Genomic DNA, 18,087 nt, shown 5'->3' with positions numbered 1-18,087 from the left:
ATGAATAATAAAATTATTTATCTTTTATTTTTTATTCCTTTATTCATATTTTCCCAAGAATCGCCAGACATTAAATTTGACAAATATTTGGAAAACAAAACCAATGTTATAACTGTTGATAATAATGAATTTTGCCCTGTTAGCATCGAATACGAATATTCTGGTGAAAACGTAAAATCCAGTTTAGCCAATAAAAGTATTGTAATAGTCCCTGCTAATACAAAGAAATTTATTATTTCCAAAATTGACAATCAAGACAAACTGAAGCCATATAAATTCAGTTATAATGTATTTTATGTCTTTGGAGACATCAATGCAAAACCAACCGATTCAGAAGAAGTGTATTGGTTGCCATATTCCACTAATACTTCTCAGTCAATTTATCAGGGATATAATGGGAATTTTTCTCATCAAAACACTTATTCTTTAGATTTCAGCCATAAATCAGGAACTGAAATTTTAGCCGCAAGAAGTGGAAAAGTTATCATTACTAAATCAGATTCTAACCAATCCTGTCTTACAAAAGACTGCGCAAAACTTAATAATAAAGTTATTATTCTTCACGATGACGGAACTTTTGCAGAATATGTACATCTTAAGAAAGATGGAATCGCTGTACATAAAGGCGATGATGTAAAACAAGGTCAATTAATTGGATACAGCGGTAACACAGGCTGGAGCAAAGGGCCACATCTTCATTTCTCGGTTTTTACAAATAAAATTGATGGTGAAAGAACTTATTACAAAACTAAATTCCGTGTAAAGGAAAGTCCTACTCCTGTTTACCTGCAAGAGAAAAAAACTTATACTCGAAACTACTAGAATTGTCACATTCTATAATTACAAAATATTTTTTTGAAATTCTCAAAATATGATATATTTACAACCAGATCAAAAATTTAAATTAAATCATTCTTACAAATAATAATTTTATAAACTATAAATGAAAAACATCGTTGTTATAGGCGCAGGAACTATGGGAAACGGCATTGCCCATACTTTTGCTCAAAGTGGTTTTGCAGTTAGTCTTGTTGATGTCAAACAAGAAAATCTTGATAAAGCGATCAAAACCATCACGACTAATCTGGACAGAATCATCGCAAAAGGTAACCTGACCGAAGAACAAAAAAGCGCAACGCTCGGTAATATCAACACTTTTTCGGATCTGAAAGATGTAGCTCACAATGCAGATCTTATCGTAGAAGCGGCAACGGAAAATCTGGATCTTAAACTGAAAATCTTCGGTCAAATTGATGAACTGGCACCGGAAAACTGTATCCTTGCGACCAACACTTCATCCATTTCTATCACCCAGATTGCAGCCGCAACCAAACGTCCGGAAAAAGTAATCGGCATGCACTTCATGAATCCTGTACCGATCATGAAGCTTGTTGAGATCATCAAAGGCTACTCTACTTCCAAAGAAACGTTTGACATGATCTTCGAAATGTCAAAAAAACTGGGAAAAGTTCCGGTTGAAGTGAATGATTATCCAGGTTTTGTAGCCAACAGAATACTGATGCCGATGATCAACGAAGCCATTGAAACGCTCTATAACGGTGTTGCCGGTGTTGAGGAAATCGACACCGTAATGAAACTGGGAATGGCGCACCCAATGGGACCTTTGCAACTGGCAGATTTTATTGGGCTGGATGTTTGTCTGGCTATCTTAAATGTCATGTACGACGGTTTCAAAAATCCAAAATATGCACCGAATCCTTTATTAGTCAATATGGTAATGGCCGGAAAAAAAGGTGTCAAATCCGGCGAGGGCTTTTACGACTATTCCGAAAGTAAGAAGGCGGAAAAGGTTTCTAAAATGTTTTTGAAGTAAATAACGGAATGTCAAATTAGTATTTTTGCATTAAGATTGATAACTTTGTCAGGACCAGCTTGGTTCTGGCATTTTTTATAAACTGTGATCTTGATGAAGTTAAATTCGAACAAAGAAAAAATAGTACAGATAACCCTGGTGGTCATCACCTATATCATGATAATCCTCCGGTTTCTGATGAATGAAAAAGGCCGCGTGAGCCCGGATTCTATACGGTACATGAGACAATCCGAGATTTTTCCGGTCATAGACAATACCACTGCGCCGCTCGGGTATCCTTTGGCCATCAAGTTTTTCACTTTCCTGGATCTGGACAATTTCTGGAGCAGCAAGCTGGTGGGACTACTGGCTTATACACTGATCCTGATCTTTTCTTACAGGAAACAATTTTTCTTTAAGGAATTAATGGTTACTTCGGCATTATTCAGTTTTGTAAGCACTTATTCTTACACAATGAGTGAGGAACTGATCCTGCCTTTTGTTGTTTTTTTCTTCTATATCGGAAAGCAAATTACCAATCAGAGATATTCGCTTCTACAAGGCGTTTCATTATTAAGTCTTTGTCTTATCACAATGATCAACATCCGTTACAGTGCACTGTTCTTTTGTTGCGGAAGCATTGTTTTCGGATTGATGAATTTCCGGAAGAGTTACTGGAAAAGTTTCCTTTTTTCAGGGATGATCGGGATTCTGTTTTATGTTGTTTATAAATTTACATTCATTGATTATTTTAATGAGAAATATATTGATACATTTTTAGAAATCGGACTGAAGCCGACGTCGCAACTGCTTCTAGAACTGTTTCAGGGTCTGGCAACAACGTTCAATCCGTTCATACACATTGCCGATCCTAATGGTGGTATTATCAACTTTGGGATCTTCGGAATCGGGATCCTGACGATAGCCGCCATGTTGTTTCTTTTTATCAGAATAAAACTGTCTGAAACAGAAAAATTCATTCTCACCAGCTCTGTGGTTTCTATTATTTTATCTTTTTTCATCCAATACTTTTATTCTGTCAATGCTATTGATTACAGATTGCTGGCACCATTTTCCATTGGGATCTGGATGGTGTTTTTCAGGAAGGTGTTTTATATGATCGGTGGTCTGACTTATTCCGTTGGATTTGTAAGTCTTGCTGTTGGCTTTGTGTTTACATGGCTTTCCAGAGGGGATTATCTTGAAAACAGGAAGGCTGTTACGGGATTTCTGAAAAATGAAAACCTGATGAATAAAAATCTGAAATTCTTTGTTAAAGATCAGCTGGATAACGACGGACAAACTGCAGAGCTCATCAGCACGGTGAATCCGAATATTAAAGTCATCTTCACTCCGAAAGATACACTCCAGAAAACAACGCTGACGCGGTATAAAGTGGAGCGTAAAATCAACATTAAAAAAAATAAATATCAATAATTCTTTTCGGGGAATTTTTTTATCTTTGAAAAATAGAGTGAAAAATAAAAGACCCACTCAAATTATTTTTTTTAAATTTTATTGTTATGAAATTACCAAAGTTTTTATTAGCCGACAATTCTGATTTCCCAGAAGATCTATTCGTTGTACATACAGAATACCCGCGTTTCATCCTTAATGTAGAAGAAGAAGATGTAGAATGGCTGGATGATCTGGAAGGTGATGATGAGGAAACTGTAGCAACAGAAGCTACAAAAGTGGTGGAGGAAGCCTTCAAATGGTGTGATGAAGAACTTGCAAAATACGACGAAGAAGACGAAGAATAATAAAAAAGGAACTCGATTTGAGTTCCTTTTTTTTATTATTAATTACAAATTTATTGCTTATTAAATTTTAATAACAGCAGATTGTCTTTATAAAGTTCCAGGGTTGTTTCTGTTACAACGTATTTGTTAACATGAGGAAGCACTTCCAGGTATGCATTTTCCGTTGACATATTGCTGCACATCTTTCTTGTTGAGCCTACACTTTTCGCAGAAAAATTGCCGGCAGATGTATCTATCGTAGCATCAGAAAAATAATTATTGCAGCCTGCATTTCCGGAGATTTTGTTCTGCTCTATTACCAATGTAGGTTTGTTCGCAACATCATCAGCCAGTATCCATTGTGTACCCGCAATAGCTGCCTGACTTTTTCCAAGTTTAGAAGCGTTCCCTACTCTGCTGGTACAGGAAACAATTGCTAGAGCTAATATCGATGTCAAAAAAAATTTTTTCATTTCTTATAGAATTACCATTCAAAGATAAGATTTTCTTTTTAACATAATCTATTAAAAGTGATATTATGAAATAGAAATCAACCAATTGATCTGATAAAAAACTTCTCTCTGGATATCAATTAAATTAATAATGAATAAGTTACGGTTTTTAAATTTTAAAAGCTTAATTTTGCACCCCGAAATTAAGATTATAATATGAAAAAAATTGCTGAATACAGAAAGCTTCTCGATGTCGATAAAACCGTAACGCTGAAAGATCTGAAAAACATCTACAGAAATACGATGAAAGATACCCATCCTGACAAATTCATCAATGACGAAGCGGGAAAACTGGAAGCCGAGGAAAAAAGCAAATCCGTGATTGAAGCTTATCACTTCCTGGTAAGCATCAGCGAGGAAACCCAGGAAAAATACAAAGAAGAATATACGGACACGATCACCAATTCTATCATCACTGATTTCTATCTTGAGAAGTCCATCCTGAAAGTTCAGCATTTTAACGGAAAAATGTTTGAATATATTGGTGTCCCGAGAAATACATATATCAAAATGGTGAATTCTGACTCGCCAAGCCGTTTCGCAAGAAGACATATCTATGGTAACTTTACCTACAGAAAATCCGGCGAGGCAATGGCAGATTAATCTCAAAAATTAAAAATAAAATAAGGGCTTTCAGTTTTTCTGAGAGCCTTTTTTACTGCACAAATCATTTCCACTTCTCTTTAAAAAAGAAGCGCACCAATTAAAATTGATGCGCTTCAAGGTAAAATAATTGATATATTAATCTACGTGTTTCGGTGTGTAACCGTCTTCACTAAGTTCCCGGTGTTCATATTCTGCTTTCATTTCCGCATCATAATCAACTTTTTCGTCTTTGCCCATTCTTCTAAGAATTGAATCGAATAATGAATAAACTACCGGTACAATAATCAGCGTCAGGAATAATGACGATGTCAAACCACCGATAACCACCCATGCCAGGCCGTTGTTCATCTCTGCTCCCGCTCCTTTTGCAATTGCAATCGGGATCATCCCGAATATCATTGCAATCGTTGTCATCAAGATCGGACGAAGACGGGCGTGATTGGCCTGAACCAAAGCATCGTGCGTATTGGCTCCGCCTGCTTTTCTCATATTGGCAAAATCGACAATCATAATTGCGTTTTTCGCCACCAAACCAATCAACATGATCATCCCGAGCATCGTAAAGATGTTCAATGAATTTCCTGTGATTGCAAGGATTATCATTACCCCGATCAGTGCTAATGGAATTGAGAATAATACCACAAACGGATAAACAAATGAATCATATAAAGAAACCATTACCAGATAAACCAATATGATAGCCGCCATTAAAGCAATTCCTAAAGTCCCGAAACCTTCGGTCTGGTTTTCCATGTCACCACTCCAGATGTAAGTGACACCAGCAGGCTTTGTCTTTTCATTGTCCATAAACTGAGCGGCCCATTCGTTTGCAACATCTCCTACAGGACGACCTACAACTTTCGACTTCACTTTTACAGAAGGTGCTTTGTCTCTACGTTCCAGCAAACTTGGTCCGGATCCCATTTTTACATCAGCGAATTGGCTCAGCCTTACCTGCTGTCCGGAAGGATTTGTAAAAATCAGGTTTCTTACGTCATCAATGGATTGTCTGTTGGCATCGCCAAAACGGATGTTGATGTCGTATTCATACTCTCCAGCTCTGAATTTTCCGTCTGTGTTTCCACTGAATGCTGTCTGCATCGTTTGCCCTACACTTGAAAGATTCAATCCTAAAGAAGCCATTTTATCTCTGTCGATATTCACCTGGACTTCCGGACTTCCGGAGTCTGTCGATAACTCAGCGTCTACTGAACCCGGAACTTTTTTAAGCAATTCAAGAATTCTGTTTGCTTCTTTGTTTGCTGTAGCATTATCCTGAGCGGTTACTACCAATTCAATTGGTGCATTGTCTGCTCCCATCAATCCGATCGGTGCTGTTTTAAATTCAACACCAGTGAATTTTTCCTCTAAAGCTCTCTTTATTTTAGCCGATTTGATATCGGTACTTTCGTTACGTTCAGATTTATCTACCAAAATCACCTGGATCTCAGATTGGTACAAAGTCGCCTGCGCACCACCAAAACCTGTCGACTGCTGACCAACTGTTGTGATCATATCCACAACATCTTTGTCGTTTCTGAGATATTTTTCAACAGCAAGTGTAACTTGATTGGTTTTTTCTACGGAAGCATCTTTTGGTAATTCCATCTGAACAAGGAACTGGCCTCTGTCCATTTTCGGGAAGAACTCACCGCCGATAAATCCGCCACCCATTAATCCAACTGTTGTCACAATCAATAGAACAAAGGTAAAAACAACTGTTAAAACTCTTCTTAATGTCGATTTTAAACACCATTCCAAAATTCCACTGATCCAGTGTGTAAATCTATCCAATTGCTTTTCGAACCAAAGGATAAATTTCTCGAAAGGATTTTTACCCGTCAGATGAACCAGTTTTCCGAATCTTGATGATAACCAAGGAATAATCGTAAATGATGCCAACAAAGAGAACATTGTCGCAATTACTACCGTTACACAGAATTGTGCCAGGATATCTGACACCAAGCCGGAACTCATCGCAATCGGTAAGAATACTACTACGATTACCAAGGTAATTGCTGTTACAGTAAATCCAATTTCAGAAGCACCATCATACGCCGCACGGATTCTGCTTTTTCCCATCTCCATATGACGGTAAACGTTCTCCAAAACTACAATCGCATCATCCACGAGAATACCCACAACGAGTGAAAGTCCCAGTAAACTCATCAAATTCAGCGTATATCCCATCAGATACATTCCGATTACTGTTGCAATCAAAGACATCGGAATCGAAACCATTACAATAAATGCATTTCTGATATTATGAAGGAATAATAACATCACCACAGCAACAAGGATAATCGCCAGAAACAAATCGAAAATTACATGATTTGCTGCTTCTAGTGTAAAGTCTGTACTGTCATCAACGATATTTACTTTTATACCTTGCGCATTATAATTGTCCTGAACCTGAGCAATTGTTTTCTTAATTAAATCTGATACAGATACTGCATTGGCATCGGATTGTTTCTTAACCTGCATCAAAATTGTAGGATTCTGATTGTATCTTGCAACCTTTTCTACATCTTTTTGTGCATCAAAAACCGTCGCAATATCAGACAAACGTACCTGCGCACCATCTTTGTTGGAAACCACAAGACCGTTCATCTCTGCCACATCTTTGTATTTCCCTGATAGTCGGATTGTAGATCTGGAAGTTCTGGTTTTCAAAGCTCCCGTCGGGAAATCCAGATTTGAAGAAAGGATAGCCTGCTGAACATCTCCGATTGACAGACCATAACCCTGTAGTTTCTTTTCGTCCAAATTGACTTGAATCTCTCTCTCTTGTCCACCAACAAGATCTACCTGAGCCACACCGTTGACACGGGAAAACACCGGTTCAATTTTCTTATCCAAAAGATCATACAGTTCCTTATTATTCATTTTATCGCTGGTGATACTCAATGTCATTATGGGTAGATCATCCAATGAAAATTTCTGTAACGAAGGTGGATCTGCATCTTTCGGCAGATCTTTCAAAACTGCATTCACCTTTCTTTGAGCATCATTCAGGGCATAGTTGACATCAGCTCCTGTATTCAGCTGAACCATAATTACCGATAAACTTTCGTAAGAAGAAGATTCTACTTTTTTTACGTTTTCCAAAGAACCAACTGCATCTTCAATCTTCCTTGTCACTGATGTTTCCACCTCTGCAGGCGAAGCACCCGGATAGATTGTGGAAATCGTTACCATATTGGTTTCAAACTTCGGAATCAATTCGTACCCCATCATAGAGTAACTCAACAAACCGCCCAGCGTCAGAATCGTGAATAATACGATAACGAGCGAGGGTCTTTTAATGGCTATTTCTGCTAATTTCATCTTCTGTTACTTTACGATATTGATTTTCGAACCATTATCAAGATTGATCTGTCCGCTTGTAATTACTTGTTCGCCACCATTCAGTCCGCTTAGAATCTGAACTTTGTCGCCATAAACTTTTCCTGTTGTGACTTTTATAAGTTTAGCTGTACCATTATTTACGATGAATAATTGTCCGGAACTAACACCATTTACAAAAGCTTCTGCTGGAACGGTCAGCATATTTTGGGTTTCTGCACCGTGATTGGTTTTGAAAACAGCTGTTGCATACATCCCGGCTTTCAGATTTCCTCTGTTCTGAACTTCGATTTCGACAGGGAAATTAAGAGAAGCATCACTTTTCGGAGCAATAAATGTTATTCTTCCTGAGAATTTTTCCTCAGGTAAAACATTCACATTAATATCCACTTCCTGACCTAGCTGGATTCTTCCGACCTGGCTTTCGTCAACCAAAACCGAAAGCTTTAATGAATTGATATTGACAATTTCGAACAAAGCAGTTCCTGTTGACACTACTGCGCCTGGTTCTACCATTTTCTTGTTAATCGTTCCGCTGATTCCTGCGCGAACACTTGTATCATTGATTTTCACACCTTGTGCTCTCACTGCGGCCTGAGCATTCTTCAGTTGTAATCTGGAGTTATCCAGCTGCTGCTTCGTAACACCTCCTGTCTTGAAAGCATTTTCATAACGCTGATTGTCAATAATTGCATTCTGAAGATTATTCTGAGCTTGTGTTACATCTACTTCGATCGCATCTTTTTTGATGGTTGCCAGAACCTGACCTGCGCTTACCCGCGAGCCTTCTTTCACGAAAACACTCACCACTCTTCCAGCGATGTCGGCAGACTGTTTGGTTTCCTGTTTTGGGATAAAAGTTCCGTTTGCAGAATAATCAGTATTAATATCTGCTCTGGAAACAGTGATGACATTCACATTGATTTTATCAACTTGTTTTGCCACTTCTTTTACCTCAGCCTCCTGTTTTTTCTTGTTATCAACAATTTTGTAAGCACCCAGACCGATAAGAACAGCCGCAACGATGATATATATTAGAGTTTTTTTCATTTGGAATATTTATTTAATTGACAAATGGAATCAGAGATTTCATTGTATAGTTATTATTTCTTAGTTTATTTTAAATAAGTTTTAAGTTCTCCTTTTGATTTGTAGTATTGTACTTCTGCAATTTTATAATCCAGAACAGCCGTAGTGTAATTATTTTTCGCCTGAACCAAAGAATTCTCTGCATCCAGAAGATCTGTAAGTGTTGCCAGTCCGTACTGATAATTGCTTCTTGTGTTAGCAAGAACGTCTTCAGCCAGAGTTACATTGGCCTTTTGGTTTTCTAATGTAGAAAGACTGTTTTCTATCTGCGATTTTGCATTCTGATATGCTAAATCCAGGCTAAGCTTTGTCTCCTTAATATCCAGGCTGACTTTATCCAATTCGATCTGAGCCTGCTGAACCTTCGATTTTGTTGAGAATCCGTTAAAAATCGGAATATTGATTCCTAAGCCGATTGCTGAATAATCGGACCAATACACGCCACTAGACTTTCCATTGGTCAAAGGAAATTTCGGACCCATTCCCTGCCAGTTATAATTCGCAGTAAGATTAACTGTCGGATAATAAGCCGCTTCAGTTGCTTTTTTATTATATTCAAGAAGTTCTTTATTTTTAAGCAAAACTTTGACTTCGGTTCTGCTATCAGAACTAAGCGTATTTTCCAAAAGATGCGGTGTGATTTCCATATCTTCTTTCACCAGCTGGATATCTTTCTCGATAGGCATTCCCATATAGAATTTAAGAGCATTTTTTGCCTGCGTTACACCGTTTTTGGTTTGCTTTATATTGGTTTCTATGTTGGTAAGATTAACATTGGTTCTGTCAAGATCTATTTTTTTGGCCAGCCCGTTATCGAACAGGCTTTTAATTATATTTCTGGCTTTTTCGGTACTTCCATAGCTGCTTTCCAGCGTTTCCTGATTTTGCTCTACAGTGAAAACCTGGAAATAAGCATTAGAAACCCGCTCGATGATCTGCTCATCAGTAAGATCAGCATTCAGCTGATAAAATTCTTTTGTTGATTTTGCCGCTTTTAATCCGATGAAGACCTGCTGATTAAAAATTGCCTGCTGTAACTGGACTCCGGCTCCCGCAATCCACGGCTGTCCAAATGCTACCATTTCAATTTTACTTGGTCCTCCAAAAGCTTTTCCAACATCCAGAGCACTCTGCTGCAAAATAGGATTATAAGTCAGATTGGCTGTTCCATCGATTTTTGGAAGTGCACCGGCTTTTGCTTCTGCAATCTTGTAATCTGCATTGGTTACCTCCAGCTTGGCCTTCAGTGCGTCGGTCTTATTCTGCAATGCATATTCTATGGCTTGTTTCAAAGTAATGGTCTGCTGTGCAAAAAAAGACGAAAACCCGAAAATCATAAGCATTACGGAGAAGCCCATCCTCTGTCCATTTGCAGTTATGCGTTTTCTATTCATAATTTATTATAAGTTTATTTTTATTTTTTTGTATTTATTCTTGATAAACGATCCTCAATGTAAATTACTTTAGCAACAATTGCTTTTTTTAATTTTTAAATAAAAGATTAAGAATAACCTCCTTCCTTTCACTGATGATTTTGTCATAATCCTCATCGTTGATTTTCATCGTTGTCTGGAATAACGGCCGCACAGCAAGCGGAAAGGAAACCAGAGATGCGAGATTGAGTATGAACTGTATCGGTTCCACATCTTCCACATTCCCTTTTTTCACTTCCTCACGGAACTCTTTATGAAAAAGATCCATAAACCTGTGCCAGTCATCTTCCTCTTTATAAAAGCAGCCATCGTTGATCCTGCTCACAATATAAGTTTCCAGATAAGGATACTCCTGCCCCATTCTGATAGAATCATCAATATATTTTTCAATTTTCTCTTTGAATGGCAGCGTGGACATCAAAACCAGCTCTCTCTGCTCTTCTTCCTTTTTGATCGCATCTTCAAAAATTGAATTGAAAAGCTTATCTCTTGATCTGAAATAATAATTAATAAGCGTCCTGTTAACACCCGCTGCATCAGCAATTTCCTGGGTTGTAGCATTGAATTTTCCTTCCCGGAAAAAAAGTGTTTTGGCCGTTTCCTTTATTAATTCCTGTGTTTGATCTTTATTAAGATTTGACATTTTTGTTAAACAATTTTGTGCAAACTTACATTATTTTTATTTTTTGACAAAATTGTTAAACAATAAAATTAAACAAATTTGAAAAAATTAACACAAACTTAATTTATCAGAATCAATAGACACTTTTCTTAGGACAAGAATTGACAGGTATTGTAAAATTAAATTCAGTAACTTTGCAGAATCTTTAAAATTGGTTTCCAAAAAATATCAAATTCAGAAAAGGAAACCTTTGACAACTTATTAAAATTTTTGTAAATAATAAATGGAATTAATACATCGCAACCTCCTGATCGGTATTCACGATTCACTTCAAGAAACTTTTTTCGAAGACAGAAAATATGCTGACAAGGTTATTGAAAGACTGCTGAAATCTCACAGAAAATGGGGAAGCGAAGACAGAAAAGTTGTTTCCGAGATATTCTACAACATCATCCGTTGGAAGAAACGCCTGGAATATTACATGGGTGAAGGCGTGAAACCCAATAACATTTATAAATTGATCCTGGCATACCTGATCTGGAGCAAAACACACTATAAAAAATTCGAGGAATTTGATGGTATCAAAGTAGCTGACATCCTTACAAAACTGAAAAAAGGAACTGTCCCGACAAAATCCATAGAATATTCTATCCCGGACTGGCTGGCAGATACTCTGGAGAAAGAACTGGGAAAAAGCTGGGAAAAAGAAATGCTTGCTTTGAACGAACAAGCACCGACAGTTCTGCGTACAAACACCTTGAAAACAACACCAAGAGAGCTGATTGCCGATCTGAGGGATGAAAATGTGGAATCCTTTACCGTAAAAAATTATCCCGACGCCCTTCAGCTGGAAGAGAAGAAAAATGTATTTCTTACCACTGCTTTCAAGGATGGATTATTTGAGGTGCAGGATGCAAGTTCACAGAAAATCGGTGAACTGCTTGATGTAAAAGAAGGAATGCGTGTTGTGGATGCGTGTGCCGGAGCCGGCGGGAAAACCCTGCACCTGGCAGCACTGATGAAAAACAAGGGAAAGATCATCGCATTAGATATCTATGAATGGAAACTTGCAGAATTGAAAAGGCGAGCTAAAAGAGCGGGCGCACACAATATAGAAACGAGACTCATCACGGATAACAAAGTCATCAAAAGACTTCATGAAAAAGCAGACAGGCTCTTGATCGATGCACCTTGTTCCGGTCTGGGCGTTTTGAAAAGAAACCCCGATTCCAAATGGAAAATCGATCAGGACTTCATTGACAGAATCAAAGGCGAGCAACAGCAGATCCTGCAGGACTATTCCAAAATCCTGAAAAAAGGAGGCCAGATGATCTACGCCACATGTTCCATCCTTCCTTCCGAAAATAATGAACAAGTCAGAATTTTCCTGGAAAAAAACCCGGACTTCAGTCTGATAAAAGACGAAAAGATCATGCCGAGCGAAGGTTATGACGGATTCTACATGGCACTTATTAAAAGAAACGCATAAAAAATCCCCTGGATCAGTTAATGATTCACGGGATTAACACACAAATGATTAGAGTTCAATATTAACACTATAAATATTATAAAATCTTATCCGCGGATAAGATTTTTTTCACCCCGTCAACTAATTAATATCATACTTCAGAACCTTCCAGAATCATATTTATTGCATAAATTTGCATTTCCAAAAATTTATATAAATGTTTGAAACAGATATCATTATAATAGGCGCAGGTCCCACTGGACTTTTTGCTGTTTTCGAAGCCGGATTACTAAAACTGAGATGCCACCTGATTGATGCGCTGCCTCAGCCTGGCGGACAGCTAACAGAACTTTATCCTAAAAAACCCATCTTTGACATCCCCGGATTTCCAAGTGTGGATGCAGGCGTTCTGGTGGATAATCTGATGGAGCAGATCAAACAGTTTGAACCACAGTTCTCATTAGCACAAAAAGCGGTCAGCTATGAAAAAACCGAAGAAGGTGACTTCATCGTGACGACTAGCAGAGGCGTAAAAGTAAAAGGAAAAGCCATCGCAATAGCAGGAGGCCTGGGCAGTTTTGACCCAAGAAAGCCTGAGCTGGCAAACATCGAAAAATATGAAGAAAACGGCGTCGAATATTTCGTAAGAGAACCGGAGATGTTCCGTGATAAAAAAATCGTGATCGCAGGTGGCGGAGATTCTGCTCTGGACTGGTCGGTTTTCCTTGCGGATGTTGCTTCTGAAGTGACACTGATCCACAGAAGGAATGAATTCCGCGGTGCATTGGACTCCGTAGAAAAAGTGACAGAGCTGAAACATCAGGGGAAAATCAACCTTATCACCCCTGCAGAAGTAACAGGATTAATAGGAGAAGAAACTCTGACCGGCATCGAAATCGAAAAAGACGGCGAAAAATCAATTCTTGAAACCGACTATCTGATTCCTTTGTTTGGATTGACACCAAAGCTGGGACCTCTTGCTGAATGGGGACTGGAAATCGAAAAAAACGCCATCAAAGTCAATAATGCTTTGGATTATCAAACCAATATCGAAGGGATCTACGCCATTGGCGACATCAATACGTATCCCGGGAAACTGAAGCTGATCCTATGTGGTTTCCACGAAGCGACACTGATGTGCCAGAGTGTCTATAACCGACTGAATCCCGGAAAAAAATTCGTTCTCAAATACACCACCGTAAGCGGCATCGACGGTTTCGACGGAACCAGAAAAGAAGCGGAAAAAGCCGTGGTGAAATCTATCGACTAAAAGGAATTTAAAATTCAGATCATATAAAAGAGGGTTTTTGAAATCCTCTTTTTTTTCCAAATTAAAATTTCTGCCTTCTAACTTTTATTGTCTAAAATCTATCCCATATCTTTGCATTATGTCAGACGTTAATATTACCATCATAGACAGAGACGGCGTTTCTCATAACATCCCTGCACCAACGGACATGGCGATGAGCATCATGGAGGTTGTCCGTGCTTACGAACTGGCGCCGGAAGGCACCATCGGCGTCTGCGGGGGAATGGCGATGTGCGCCTCTTGCCAGTGCTATATTCTTAGCGAAAATGTGCCACTTCCAGAAATGTTGCCGGACGAAGATGCCATGCTTTCCGAAGCCTTCAACGTGAGGCCGAACAGCAGGCTGGGCTGCCAGATTCCTGTAACGAATGAATTGGAAGGACTAGTTATTGAGCTTGCGCCGGAGTATTAGAAATGATCCTCAGATACAAATAAGATCCAGCCAATGTCTTTGCTGATGAATGTTCAGATAATGGTGTGACCAACGGTTAATTTCCTGAGAGCCTCTGCTTTCTTCTATTTTCCTTTTGATTAATCAACAATTGCAGCTCAGAAATGGCGGCGATGCTTCAGAAAGACACCCTTCTGCCGTCTGAACGCTTCGGTTTGCCTTCCGAAAACTTCATGACGGACTCCGAAAAATCCGCGACGATTTCCGAAGACTTTGTGATGCGTTCCGAAGACTCCGTGACGGCATCCCGATGCCGATGGAATGGGGAAAACACTGTTTTAACAAAAAACGGATTAGCGAAGCTGTTAAATCGTAAAACTGCCGGAATGCAAAATGGCCAAATGATCTTTTATTAACCTTATAATGTCAAGCCACGACAGTCTATTTTTCATCATTAACAATTACATACCTGGCAAATACCTTTCTTTAATAATATTCAAATGGTGAATGTTGTGACCAACGGTTAATTTCCCGATCGTTTCCACTTTGATATCATTTCCGTTAACAATTCCGATTAACTGAAGGGCCTCTGCCGGAAGCGTTTTAAAGAATTTGACTGATAATTTTCTGGTCAATTTAAATTCTTTAATCAGACTTTTCAAAGTTCGGCTGTCTGCATAAGAATTATCAGCCCAAGCTTCCTCATCAAATCCCGAAACCAAAGATTGGTCTTTTCTGGAAAACCTCAAAGCGCGATAAGCAAAGACTTTTTCTGTATCGATGAGATGCTGTAACAGTACTTTCAAAGTCCATTTTCCTTCTGCATAGGCGTAATTCCCTTGCTCCTCTGAAAGCGATTCATAGATCTGTAAAGTTTCGTCTGAAACAATTTTCATTTCCTCGATCCAATGTTCCGAAGGAACCATATCCAGATAGCGTTGTATATATTTTTCGAAATCGGTCATAATTTAGTTGTTGGTTGTTGGTTGATAGTTGATAGGTTTATCAGAACGGGAAACGTCGTCAGGCTGAAGCTCTCGAAGCCATTCAAACCTGAGTCTTTTTTATTTGTCTCTTGATTATTTCTAATTAACTTCCCATTCGTAAAAATTCACCTCATCATATTTTTTAAAACCTGCGGCTGGGTATAATTGATTACCAATGAGGTTTTCTTTTCCTGTTTCCAGATACATCCCGCAGGAGCTGGAGGCTCTGCAAAGTTCTTTGGCTTCGTCTATCAAAGCTTTGGAAAAACCTTTTCCACGATATTCTGAGTTAACGAAAAGGTCATTCAGTAACCAATACCTCTTCATTCTTGTGGACGAAAACAATGGGTACAGCTGAACAAATCCGCACAATTTCCCATTCCCTTCCACCACAAATATTTCGGAATCTCCATTTTCTAATCTTTCGGAAATGAATTGTTCTGCGCCTAAAATGTCAGAAGTTTTATGATAGAACATTCTGTATTCATCAAACAATTGTGAAAGCTGAACCAAATCTTCCTGAGTTGCCTTTTTTATATTATTCTTCATCTTCATACTGTTCAAGATAATAAGTGAATGTAAAACCTTCAACCTCATCTTCCAAATCTTCCAAGGTTGTCAATAGGTCTTCGAAAAGCTCCAATTGGTCAACACTCATATTCACAAATTCGATGTGAAGCGGCATTTCTAATCCACCGGATATTACATCAGACAATGCATCCAGATTATCTCCGAAATATTCCGGCAATTTAATTTTTGATTTCAGTTCTGTATAAAAATCTTCGTAATCTCCGATGTTTATAAAGTCTATGTATACTTCTTTCATTTTAATTGGAATTTATTTTTTTTATTTCCTTCGAGAGCCTCAGGATGACAATGGTATAATATTGAGATGTTCAAAAATACAATATTGTCATCCTGAGGCTCTCGAAGCCTTTTTATTTACTGTTTTTCAAAGCTTTTATAATGGTTTTTCGTCAGCCAAACCTCTCCATTTTTGGTAAAGACAATTCGGTATGCGCCTCGGTTTCCGCAATTGTAATTAACGTCGGCTTCATAATATTGTTCGCCTTTTGGCAATTGCTTTTCACGATTGCTGAACTTATCGCCGCCAATAGCTTTTCCTGGCAAAACATCGCAAAGATTTCCCTTTGATGGATTCCAGCCTTTGCTTTTTGCTTCAGATTTTGTGATGTAAAATTCGGGAATTTTGTGATTGGTTTTTACATAATAAATAACTGTTTCTGCATCTGTCAGATCAGCAATCGGATTTTCATTTTCTTTAAGAATTTCAAAATTTTCATCCAATTTCAAATCCACATTTTCAACTTTATCCTTCCGACTTTCAACATCATATTTTTTTTCAATCTTATAAATCGAAATTAAATACATTATCAGTATTCCGATAATTGCTCCGACTGAGACAGAAATAAGTGTTTTTAGTTTCGGATTCATTGAAGAAAATTTCTACGCTAAAATAATGAAAACCTCGATTCATAAAGCATAAAAAACAAATTTTAAAAATAATTTGTCCTAAGCCTAATTTTTCTATATTTGGCGACAAAGATAAAAATTATGAATACCGATCTGATGGATAACTTAAAAATGATAGCCGAAACGGCAAAAGACTTCGCTGAAAAAAATATCCGCCCGAACATTATGGATTGGGACGAGAGCCAGACTTTCCCTGTAGAATTGTTTCATCAGTTGGGAGAACTGGGTTTTATGGGAATTGTGATTCCTGAAGAATATGGCGGCTCCGGTCTTGGCTATCAGGAATATGTGACCATTTTGGACGAGATTTCTCAGGTTGACCCTTCTATCGGATTATCTGTTGCGGCGCACAATTCACTTTGCACGAATCATATTTATGAATTCGGAAACGAAGAGCAGAGAAGAAGATGGTTGCCACAATTAGCTTCCGGAAAAGTAATCGGTGCCTGGGGATTGACGGAACACAATACAGGTTCTGACTCCGGCGGAATGTCTACCACAGCTGTAAAAGACGGCGATGATTGGATTATCAATGGAGCAAAAAACTTTATCACACACGCTATTTCCGGAGACATTGCAGTTGTAATGACAAGAACGGGAGAAAAAGGCGCAAAAAATAATTCTACAGCGTTTGTTTTGGAAAAAGGAATGGCAGGTTTTACTTCCGGTAAAAAGGAAAATAAATTAGGAATGAGAGCTTCCGAAACTGCTGAATTGATTTTTGACAATGTTCGTGTTCCGGACTCTCACAGATTGGGAGAAGTTGGAAGCGGTTTCAAACAGGCAATGAAAATTTTGGATGGCGGTCGTATTTCTATCGCAGCTTTGAGTTTAGGAATTGCGAGAGGCGCATACAAAGCGGCTTTGAAATATGCTCAGGAAAGACACCAATTCGGAAAATCGATTTCTAGTTTCCAGGCGGTTAACTTTATGCTGGCGGACATGGCAACAGAAATTGATGCATCGGAATTATTAATCAGAAGAGCATCTGACCTGAAAAATGCTAAACAAAAAATGACACGAGAAGGTGCAATGGCAAAATTATATGCTTCAGAAGCTTGTGTCAGAATTTCTAACAATGCAGTTCAAATCTTCGGTGGATATGGTTATACGAAAGATTTCCCAGTAGAGAAATTCTACAGAGATTCTAAATTGTGTACAATTGGCGAAGGAACTTCTGAAATCCAGAGATTGGTGATTGGGAGGGATATTTGTGGTTAGAATCAAAAATTAAAATATTAAAGTTTTATAAATGCTGTCTCCTTTGACGGCATTTT

Annotated in this window: 19 protein-coding genes; 10 read left to right on the top strand and 9 right to left on the bottom strand. The window is 38.3% G+C overall.

Going from position 1 to position 18,087, the window contains the following annotated elements; translation table 11 throughout:
* From BUA97_RS11045 to BUA97_RS11030, 4 genes are all read left to right on the top strand, one after another.
* A complete protein-coding gene (locus BUA97_RS11045) occupies positions 1-822 on the top strand; it encodes a M23 family metallopeptidase (RefSeq protein ID WP_072997961.1) in 822 nt (273 codons plus the stop codon).
* A gap of 121 nt (positions 823-943) precedes the next feature.
* Positions 944-1,834 (top strand): 3-hydroxyacyl-CoA dehydrogenase family protein, encoded by an 891-nt coding sequence (locus BUA97_RS11040; RefSeq protein WP_072997958.1) that lies wholly within the window; start codon positions 944-946, stop codon positions 1,832-1,834.
* A 93-nt stretch (positions 1,835-1,927) separates the two neighbouring features.
* The gene (locus BUA97_RS11035) at positions 1,928-3,250 is read left to right on the top strand and encodes a hypothetical protein (RefSeq protein ID WP_072997957.1); all 1,323 of its coding nucleotides are present in this window, start codon (positions 1,928-1,930) and stop codon (positions 3,248-3,250) included.
* 86 nt (positions 3,251-3,336) lie between these two features.
* Positions 3,337-3,576 (top strand): hypothetical protein, encoded by a 240-nt coding sequence (locus tag BUA97_RS11030; protein WP_072997955.1) that lies wholly within the window; start codon positions 3,337-3,339, stop codon positions 3,574-3,576.
* 50 nt (positions 3,577-3,626) lie between these two features.
* Here BUA97_RS11030 and BUA97_RS11025 read toward each other — a convergent pair whose 3' ends face one another.
* The gene (locus tag BUA97_RS11025) at positions 3,627-4,028 is read right to left on the bottom strand and encodes an META domain-containing protein (RefSeq protein ID WP_072997954.1); all 402 of its coding nucleotides are present in this window, start codon (positions 4,026-4,028) and stop codon (positions 3,627-3,629) included.
* Between the two features lie 195 nt (positions 4,029-4,223).
* On the opposite strand from BUA97_RS11025, the gene BUA97_RS11020 reads away from it, so the two are divergent.
* On the top strand, positions 4,224-4,670 hold the full coding sequence (locus BUA97_RS11020; RefSeq protein ID WP_072997952.1) for a KTSC domain-containing protein: 447 nt from the start codon (positions 4,224-4,226) through the stop codon (positions 4,668-4,670).
* A gap of 138 nt (positions 4,671-4,808) precedes the next feature.
* On the opposite strand, the gene BUA97_RS11015 is transcribed toward BUA97_RS11020, so the two are convergent.
* The 4 genes from BUA97_RS11015 to BUA97_RS11000 all read right to left on the bottom strand — a co-directional run bounded on the left by BUA97_RS11015 (position 4,809) and on the right by BUA97_RS11000 (position 11,183).
* The gene (locus BUA97_RS11015; protein WP_072997950.1) at positions 4,809-8,000 is read right to left on the bottom strand and encodes an efflux RND transporter permease subunit; all 3,192 of its coding nucleotides are present in this window, start codon (positions 7,998-8,000) and stop codon (positions 4,809-4,811) included.
* A 6-nt stretch (positions 8,001-8,006) separates the two neighbouring features.
* Entirely contained in the window at positions 8,007-9,068 is a 1,062-nt protein-coding gene (locus tag BUA97_RS11010; RefSeq protein WP_072997948.1) for an efflux RND transporter periplasmic adaptor subunit, read from the bottom strand.
* Positions 9,069-9,133: 65 nt separating this feature from the next.
* A complete protein-coding gene (locus BUA97_RS11005; protein ID WP_072997946.1) occupies positions 9,134-10,501 on the bottom strand; it encodes a TolC family protein in 1,368 nt (455 codons plus the stop codon).
* A gap of 88 nt (positions 10,502-10,589) precedes the next feature.
* Positions 10,590-11,183: a TetR/AcrR family transcriptional regulator gene (locus BUA97_RS11000; protein ID WP_072997944.1), complete on the bottom strand. Its 594-nt coding sequence runs from the start codon at positions 11,181-11,183 to the stop codon at positions 10,590-10,592.
* Positions 11,184-11,445: 262 nt separating this feature from the next.
* Between BUA97_RS11000 and BUA97_RS10995 the strand changes: the two genes are divergently transcribed.
* The 4 genes from BUA97_RS10995 to BUA97_RS10980 all read left to right on the top strand — a co-directional run bounded on the left by BUA97_RS10995 (position 11,446) and on the right by BUA97_RS10980 (position 14,746).
* Entirely contained in the window at positions 11,446-12,651 is a 1,206-nt protein-coding gene (locus tag BUA97_RS10995) for an RsmB/NOP family class I SAM-dependent RNA methyltransferase (RefSeq protein ID WP_072997941.1), read from the top strand.
* 196 nt (positions 12,652-12,847) lie between these two features.
* On the top strand, positions 12,848-13,900 hold the full coding sequence (locus BUA97_RS10990) for an NAD(P)/FAD-dependent oxidoreductase (protein ID WP_072997939.1): 1,053 nt from the start codon (positions 12,848-12,850) through the stop codon (positions 13,898-13,900).
* Between the two features lie 118 nt (positions 13,901-14,018).
* Positions 14,019-14,351, top strand: coding sequence for a 2Fe-2S iron-sulfur cluster-binding protein (locus BUA97_RS10985; RefSeq protein WP_072997937.1), 333 nt, complete (start codon positions 14,019-14,021; stop codon positions 14,349-14,351).
* Between the two features lie 152 nt (positions 14,352-14,503).
* Complete coding sequence (locus tag BUA97_RS10980; RefSeq protein ID WP_139258302.1) at positions 14,504-14,746, top strand: hypothetical protein; 243 nt, start codon at positions 14,504-14,506, stop codon at positions 14,744-14,746.
* Positions 14,747-14,791: 45 nt separating this feature from the next.
* Here the strand turns inward: BUA97_RS10980 and BUA97_RS10975 are convergent, their stop codons facing one another.
* From BUA97_RS10975 to BUA97_RS10960, 4 genes are all read right to left on the bottom strand, one after another.
* Complete coding sequence (locus tag BUA97_RS10975) at positions 14,792-15,295, bottom strand: DinB family protein (RefSeq protein ID WP_072997933.1); 504 nt, start codon at positions 15,293-15,295, stop codon at positions 14,792-14,794.
* Between the two features lie 120 nt (positions 15,296-15,415).
* Positions 15,416-15,865 carry a GNAT family N-acetyltransferase gene (locus BUA97_RS10970; RefSeq protein ID WP_072998605.1) on the bottom strand — a complete coding sequence of 150 codons (450 nt, stop codon included), beginning with the start codon at positions 15,863-15,865 and terminating at the stop codon, positions 15,416-15,418.
* Positions 15,855-16,142, bottom strand: coding sequence for a barstar family protein (locus BUA97_RS10965; protein WP_072997931.1), 288 nt, complete (start codon positions 16,140-16,142; stop codon positions 15,855-15,857). Before BUA97_RS10965 ends, BUA97_RS10970 begins: the two co-directional genes overlap by 11 nt.
* A gap of 116 nt (positions 16,143-16,258) precedes the next feature.
* Positions 16,259-16,771 (bottom strand): ribonuclease domain-containing protein, encoded by a 513-nt coding sequence (locus BUA97_RS10960; protein WP_072997928.1) that lies wholly within the window; start codon positions 16,769-16,771, stop codon positions 16,259-16,261.
* Between the two features lie 120 nt (positions 16,772-16,891).
* Between BUA97_RS10960 and BUA97_RS10955 the strand changes: the two genes are divergently transcribed.
* Positions 16,892-18,031: an acyl-CoA dehydrogenase family protein gene (locus tag BUA97_RS10955; protein ID WP_072997926.1), complete on the top strand. Its 1,140-nt coding sequence runs from the start codon at positions 16,892-16,894 to the stop codon at positions 18,029-18,031.
* The last annotated feature ends 56 nt before the right edge of the window (positions 18,032-18,087 follow it).

It is taken from the genome of Epilithonimonas mollis (assembly GCF_900142325.1).
Lineage (GTDB): Bacteria > Bacteroidota > Bacteroidia > Flavobacteriales > Weeksellaceae > Epilithonimonas > Epilithonimonas mollis.
This window is presented reverse-complemented; position numbering and strand designations above follow the sequence as displayed.

Excerpts from the sequence above, each read along its gene's own strand:
- BUA97_RS11045 (WP_072997961.1), top strand. The coding sequence starts at position 1 with ATGAATAATAAAATTATTTATCTTTTATTTTTTATTCCTTTATTCATA.
- BUA97_RS11040 (WP_072997958.1), top strand. The coding sequence starts at position 944 with ATGAAAAACATCGTTGTTATAGGCGCAGGAACTATGGGAAACGGCATT.
- BUA97_RS11035 (WP_072997957.1), top strand. The coding sequence starts at position 1,928 with ATGAAGTTAAATTCGAACAAAGAAAAAATAGTACAGATAACCCTGGTG.
- BUA97_RS11030 (WP_072997955.1), top strand. The coding sequence starts at position 3,337 with ATGAAATTACCAAAGTTTTTATTAGCCGACAATTCTGATTTCCCAGAA.
- BUA97_RS11025 (WP_072997954.1), bottom strand. The coding sequence starts at position 4,028 with ATGAAAAAATTTTTTTTGACATCGATATTAGCTCTAGCAATTGTTTCC.
- BUA97_RS11020 (WP_072997952.1), top strand. The coding sequence starts at position 4,224 with ATGAAAAAAATTGCTGAATACAGAAAGCTTCTCGATGTCGATAAAACC.
- BUA97_RS11015 (WP_072997950.1), bottom strand. The coding sequence starts at position 8,000 with ATGAAATTAGCAGAAATAGCCATTAAAAGACCCTCGCTCGTTATCGTA.
- BUA97_RS11010 (WP_072997948.1), bottom strand. The coding sequence starts at position 9,068 with ATGAAAAAAACTCTAATATATATCATCGTTGCGGCTGTTCTTATCGGT.
- BUA97_RS11005 (WP_072997946.1), bottom strand. The coding sequence starts at position 10,501 with ATGAATAGAAAACGCATAACTGCAAATGGACAGAGGATGGGCTTCTCC.
- BUA97_RS11000 (WP_072997944.1), bottom strand. The coding sequence starts at position 11,183 with ATGTCAAATCTTAATAAAGATCAAACACAGGAATTAATAAAGGAAACG.
- BUA97_RS10995 (WP_072997941.1), top strand. The coding sequence starts at position 11,446 with ATGGAATTAATACATCGCAACCTCCTGATCGGTATTCACGATTCACTT.
- BUA97_RS10990 (WP_072997939.1), top strand. The coding sequence starts at position 12,848 with ATGTTTGAAACAGATATCATTATAATAGGCGCAGGTCCCACTGGACTT.
- BUA97_RS10985 (WP_072997937.1), top strand. The coding sequence starts at position 14,019 with ATGTCAGACGTTAATATTACCATCATAGACAGAGACGGCGTTTCTCAT.
- BUA97_RS10980 (WP_139258302.1), top strand. The coding sequence starts at position 14,504 with ATGCTTCAGAAAGACACCCTTCTGCCGTCTGAACGCTTCGGTTTGCCT.
- BUA97_RS10975 (WP_072997933.1), bottom strand. The coding sequence starts at position 15,295 with ATGACCGATTTCGAAAAATATATACAACGCTATCTGGATATGGTTCCT.
- BUA97_RS10970 (WP_072998605.1), bottom strand. The coding sequence starts at position 15,865 with ATGAAGAATAATATAAAAAAGGCAACTCAGGAAGATTTGGTTCAGCTT.
- BUA97_RS10965 (WP_072997931.1), bottom strand. The coding sequence starts at position 16,142 with ATGAAAGAAGTATACATAGACTTTATAAACATCGGAGATTACGAAGAT.
- BUA97_RS10960 (WP_072997928.1), bottom strand. The coding sequence starts at position 16,771 with ATGAATCCGAAACTAAAAACACTTATTTCTGTCTCAGTCGGAGCAATT.
- BUA97_RS10955 (WP_072997926.1), top strand. The coding sequence starts at position 16,892 with ATGAATACCGATCTGATGGATAACTTAAAAATGATAGCCGAAACGGCA.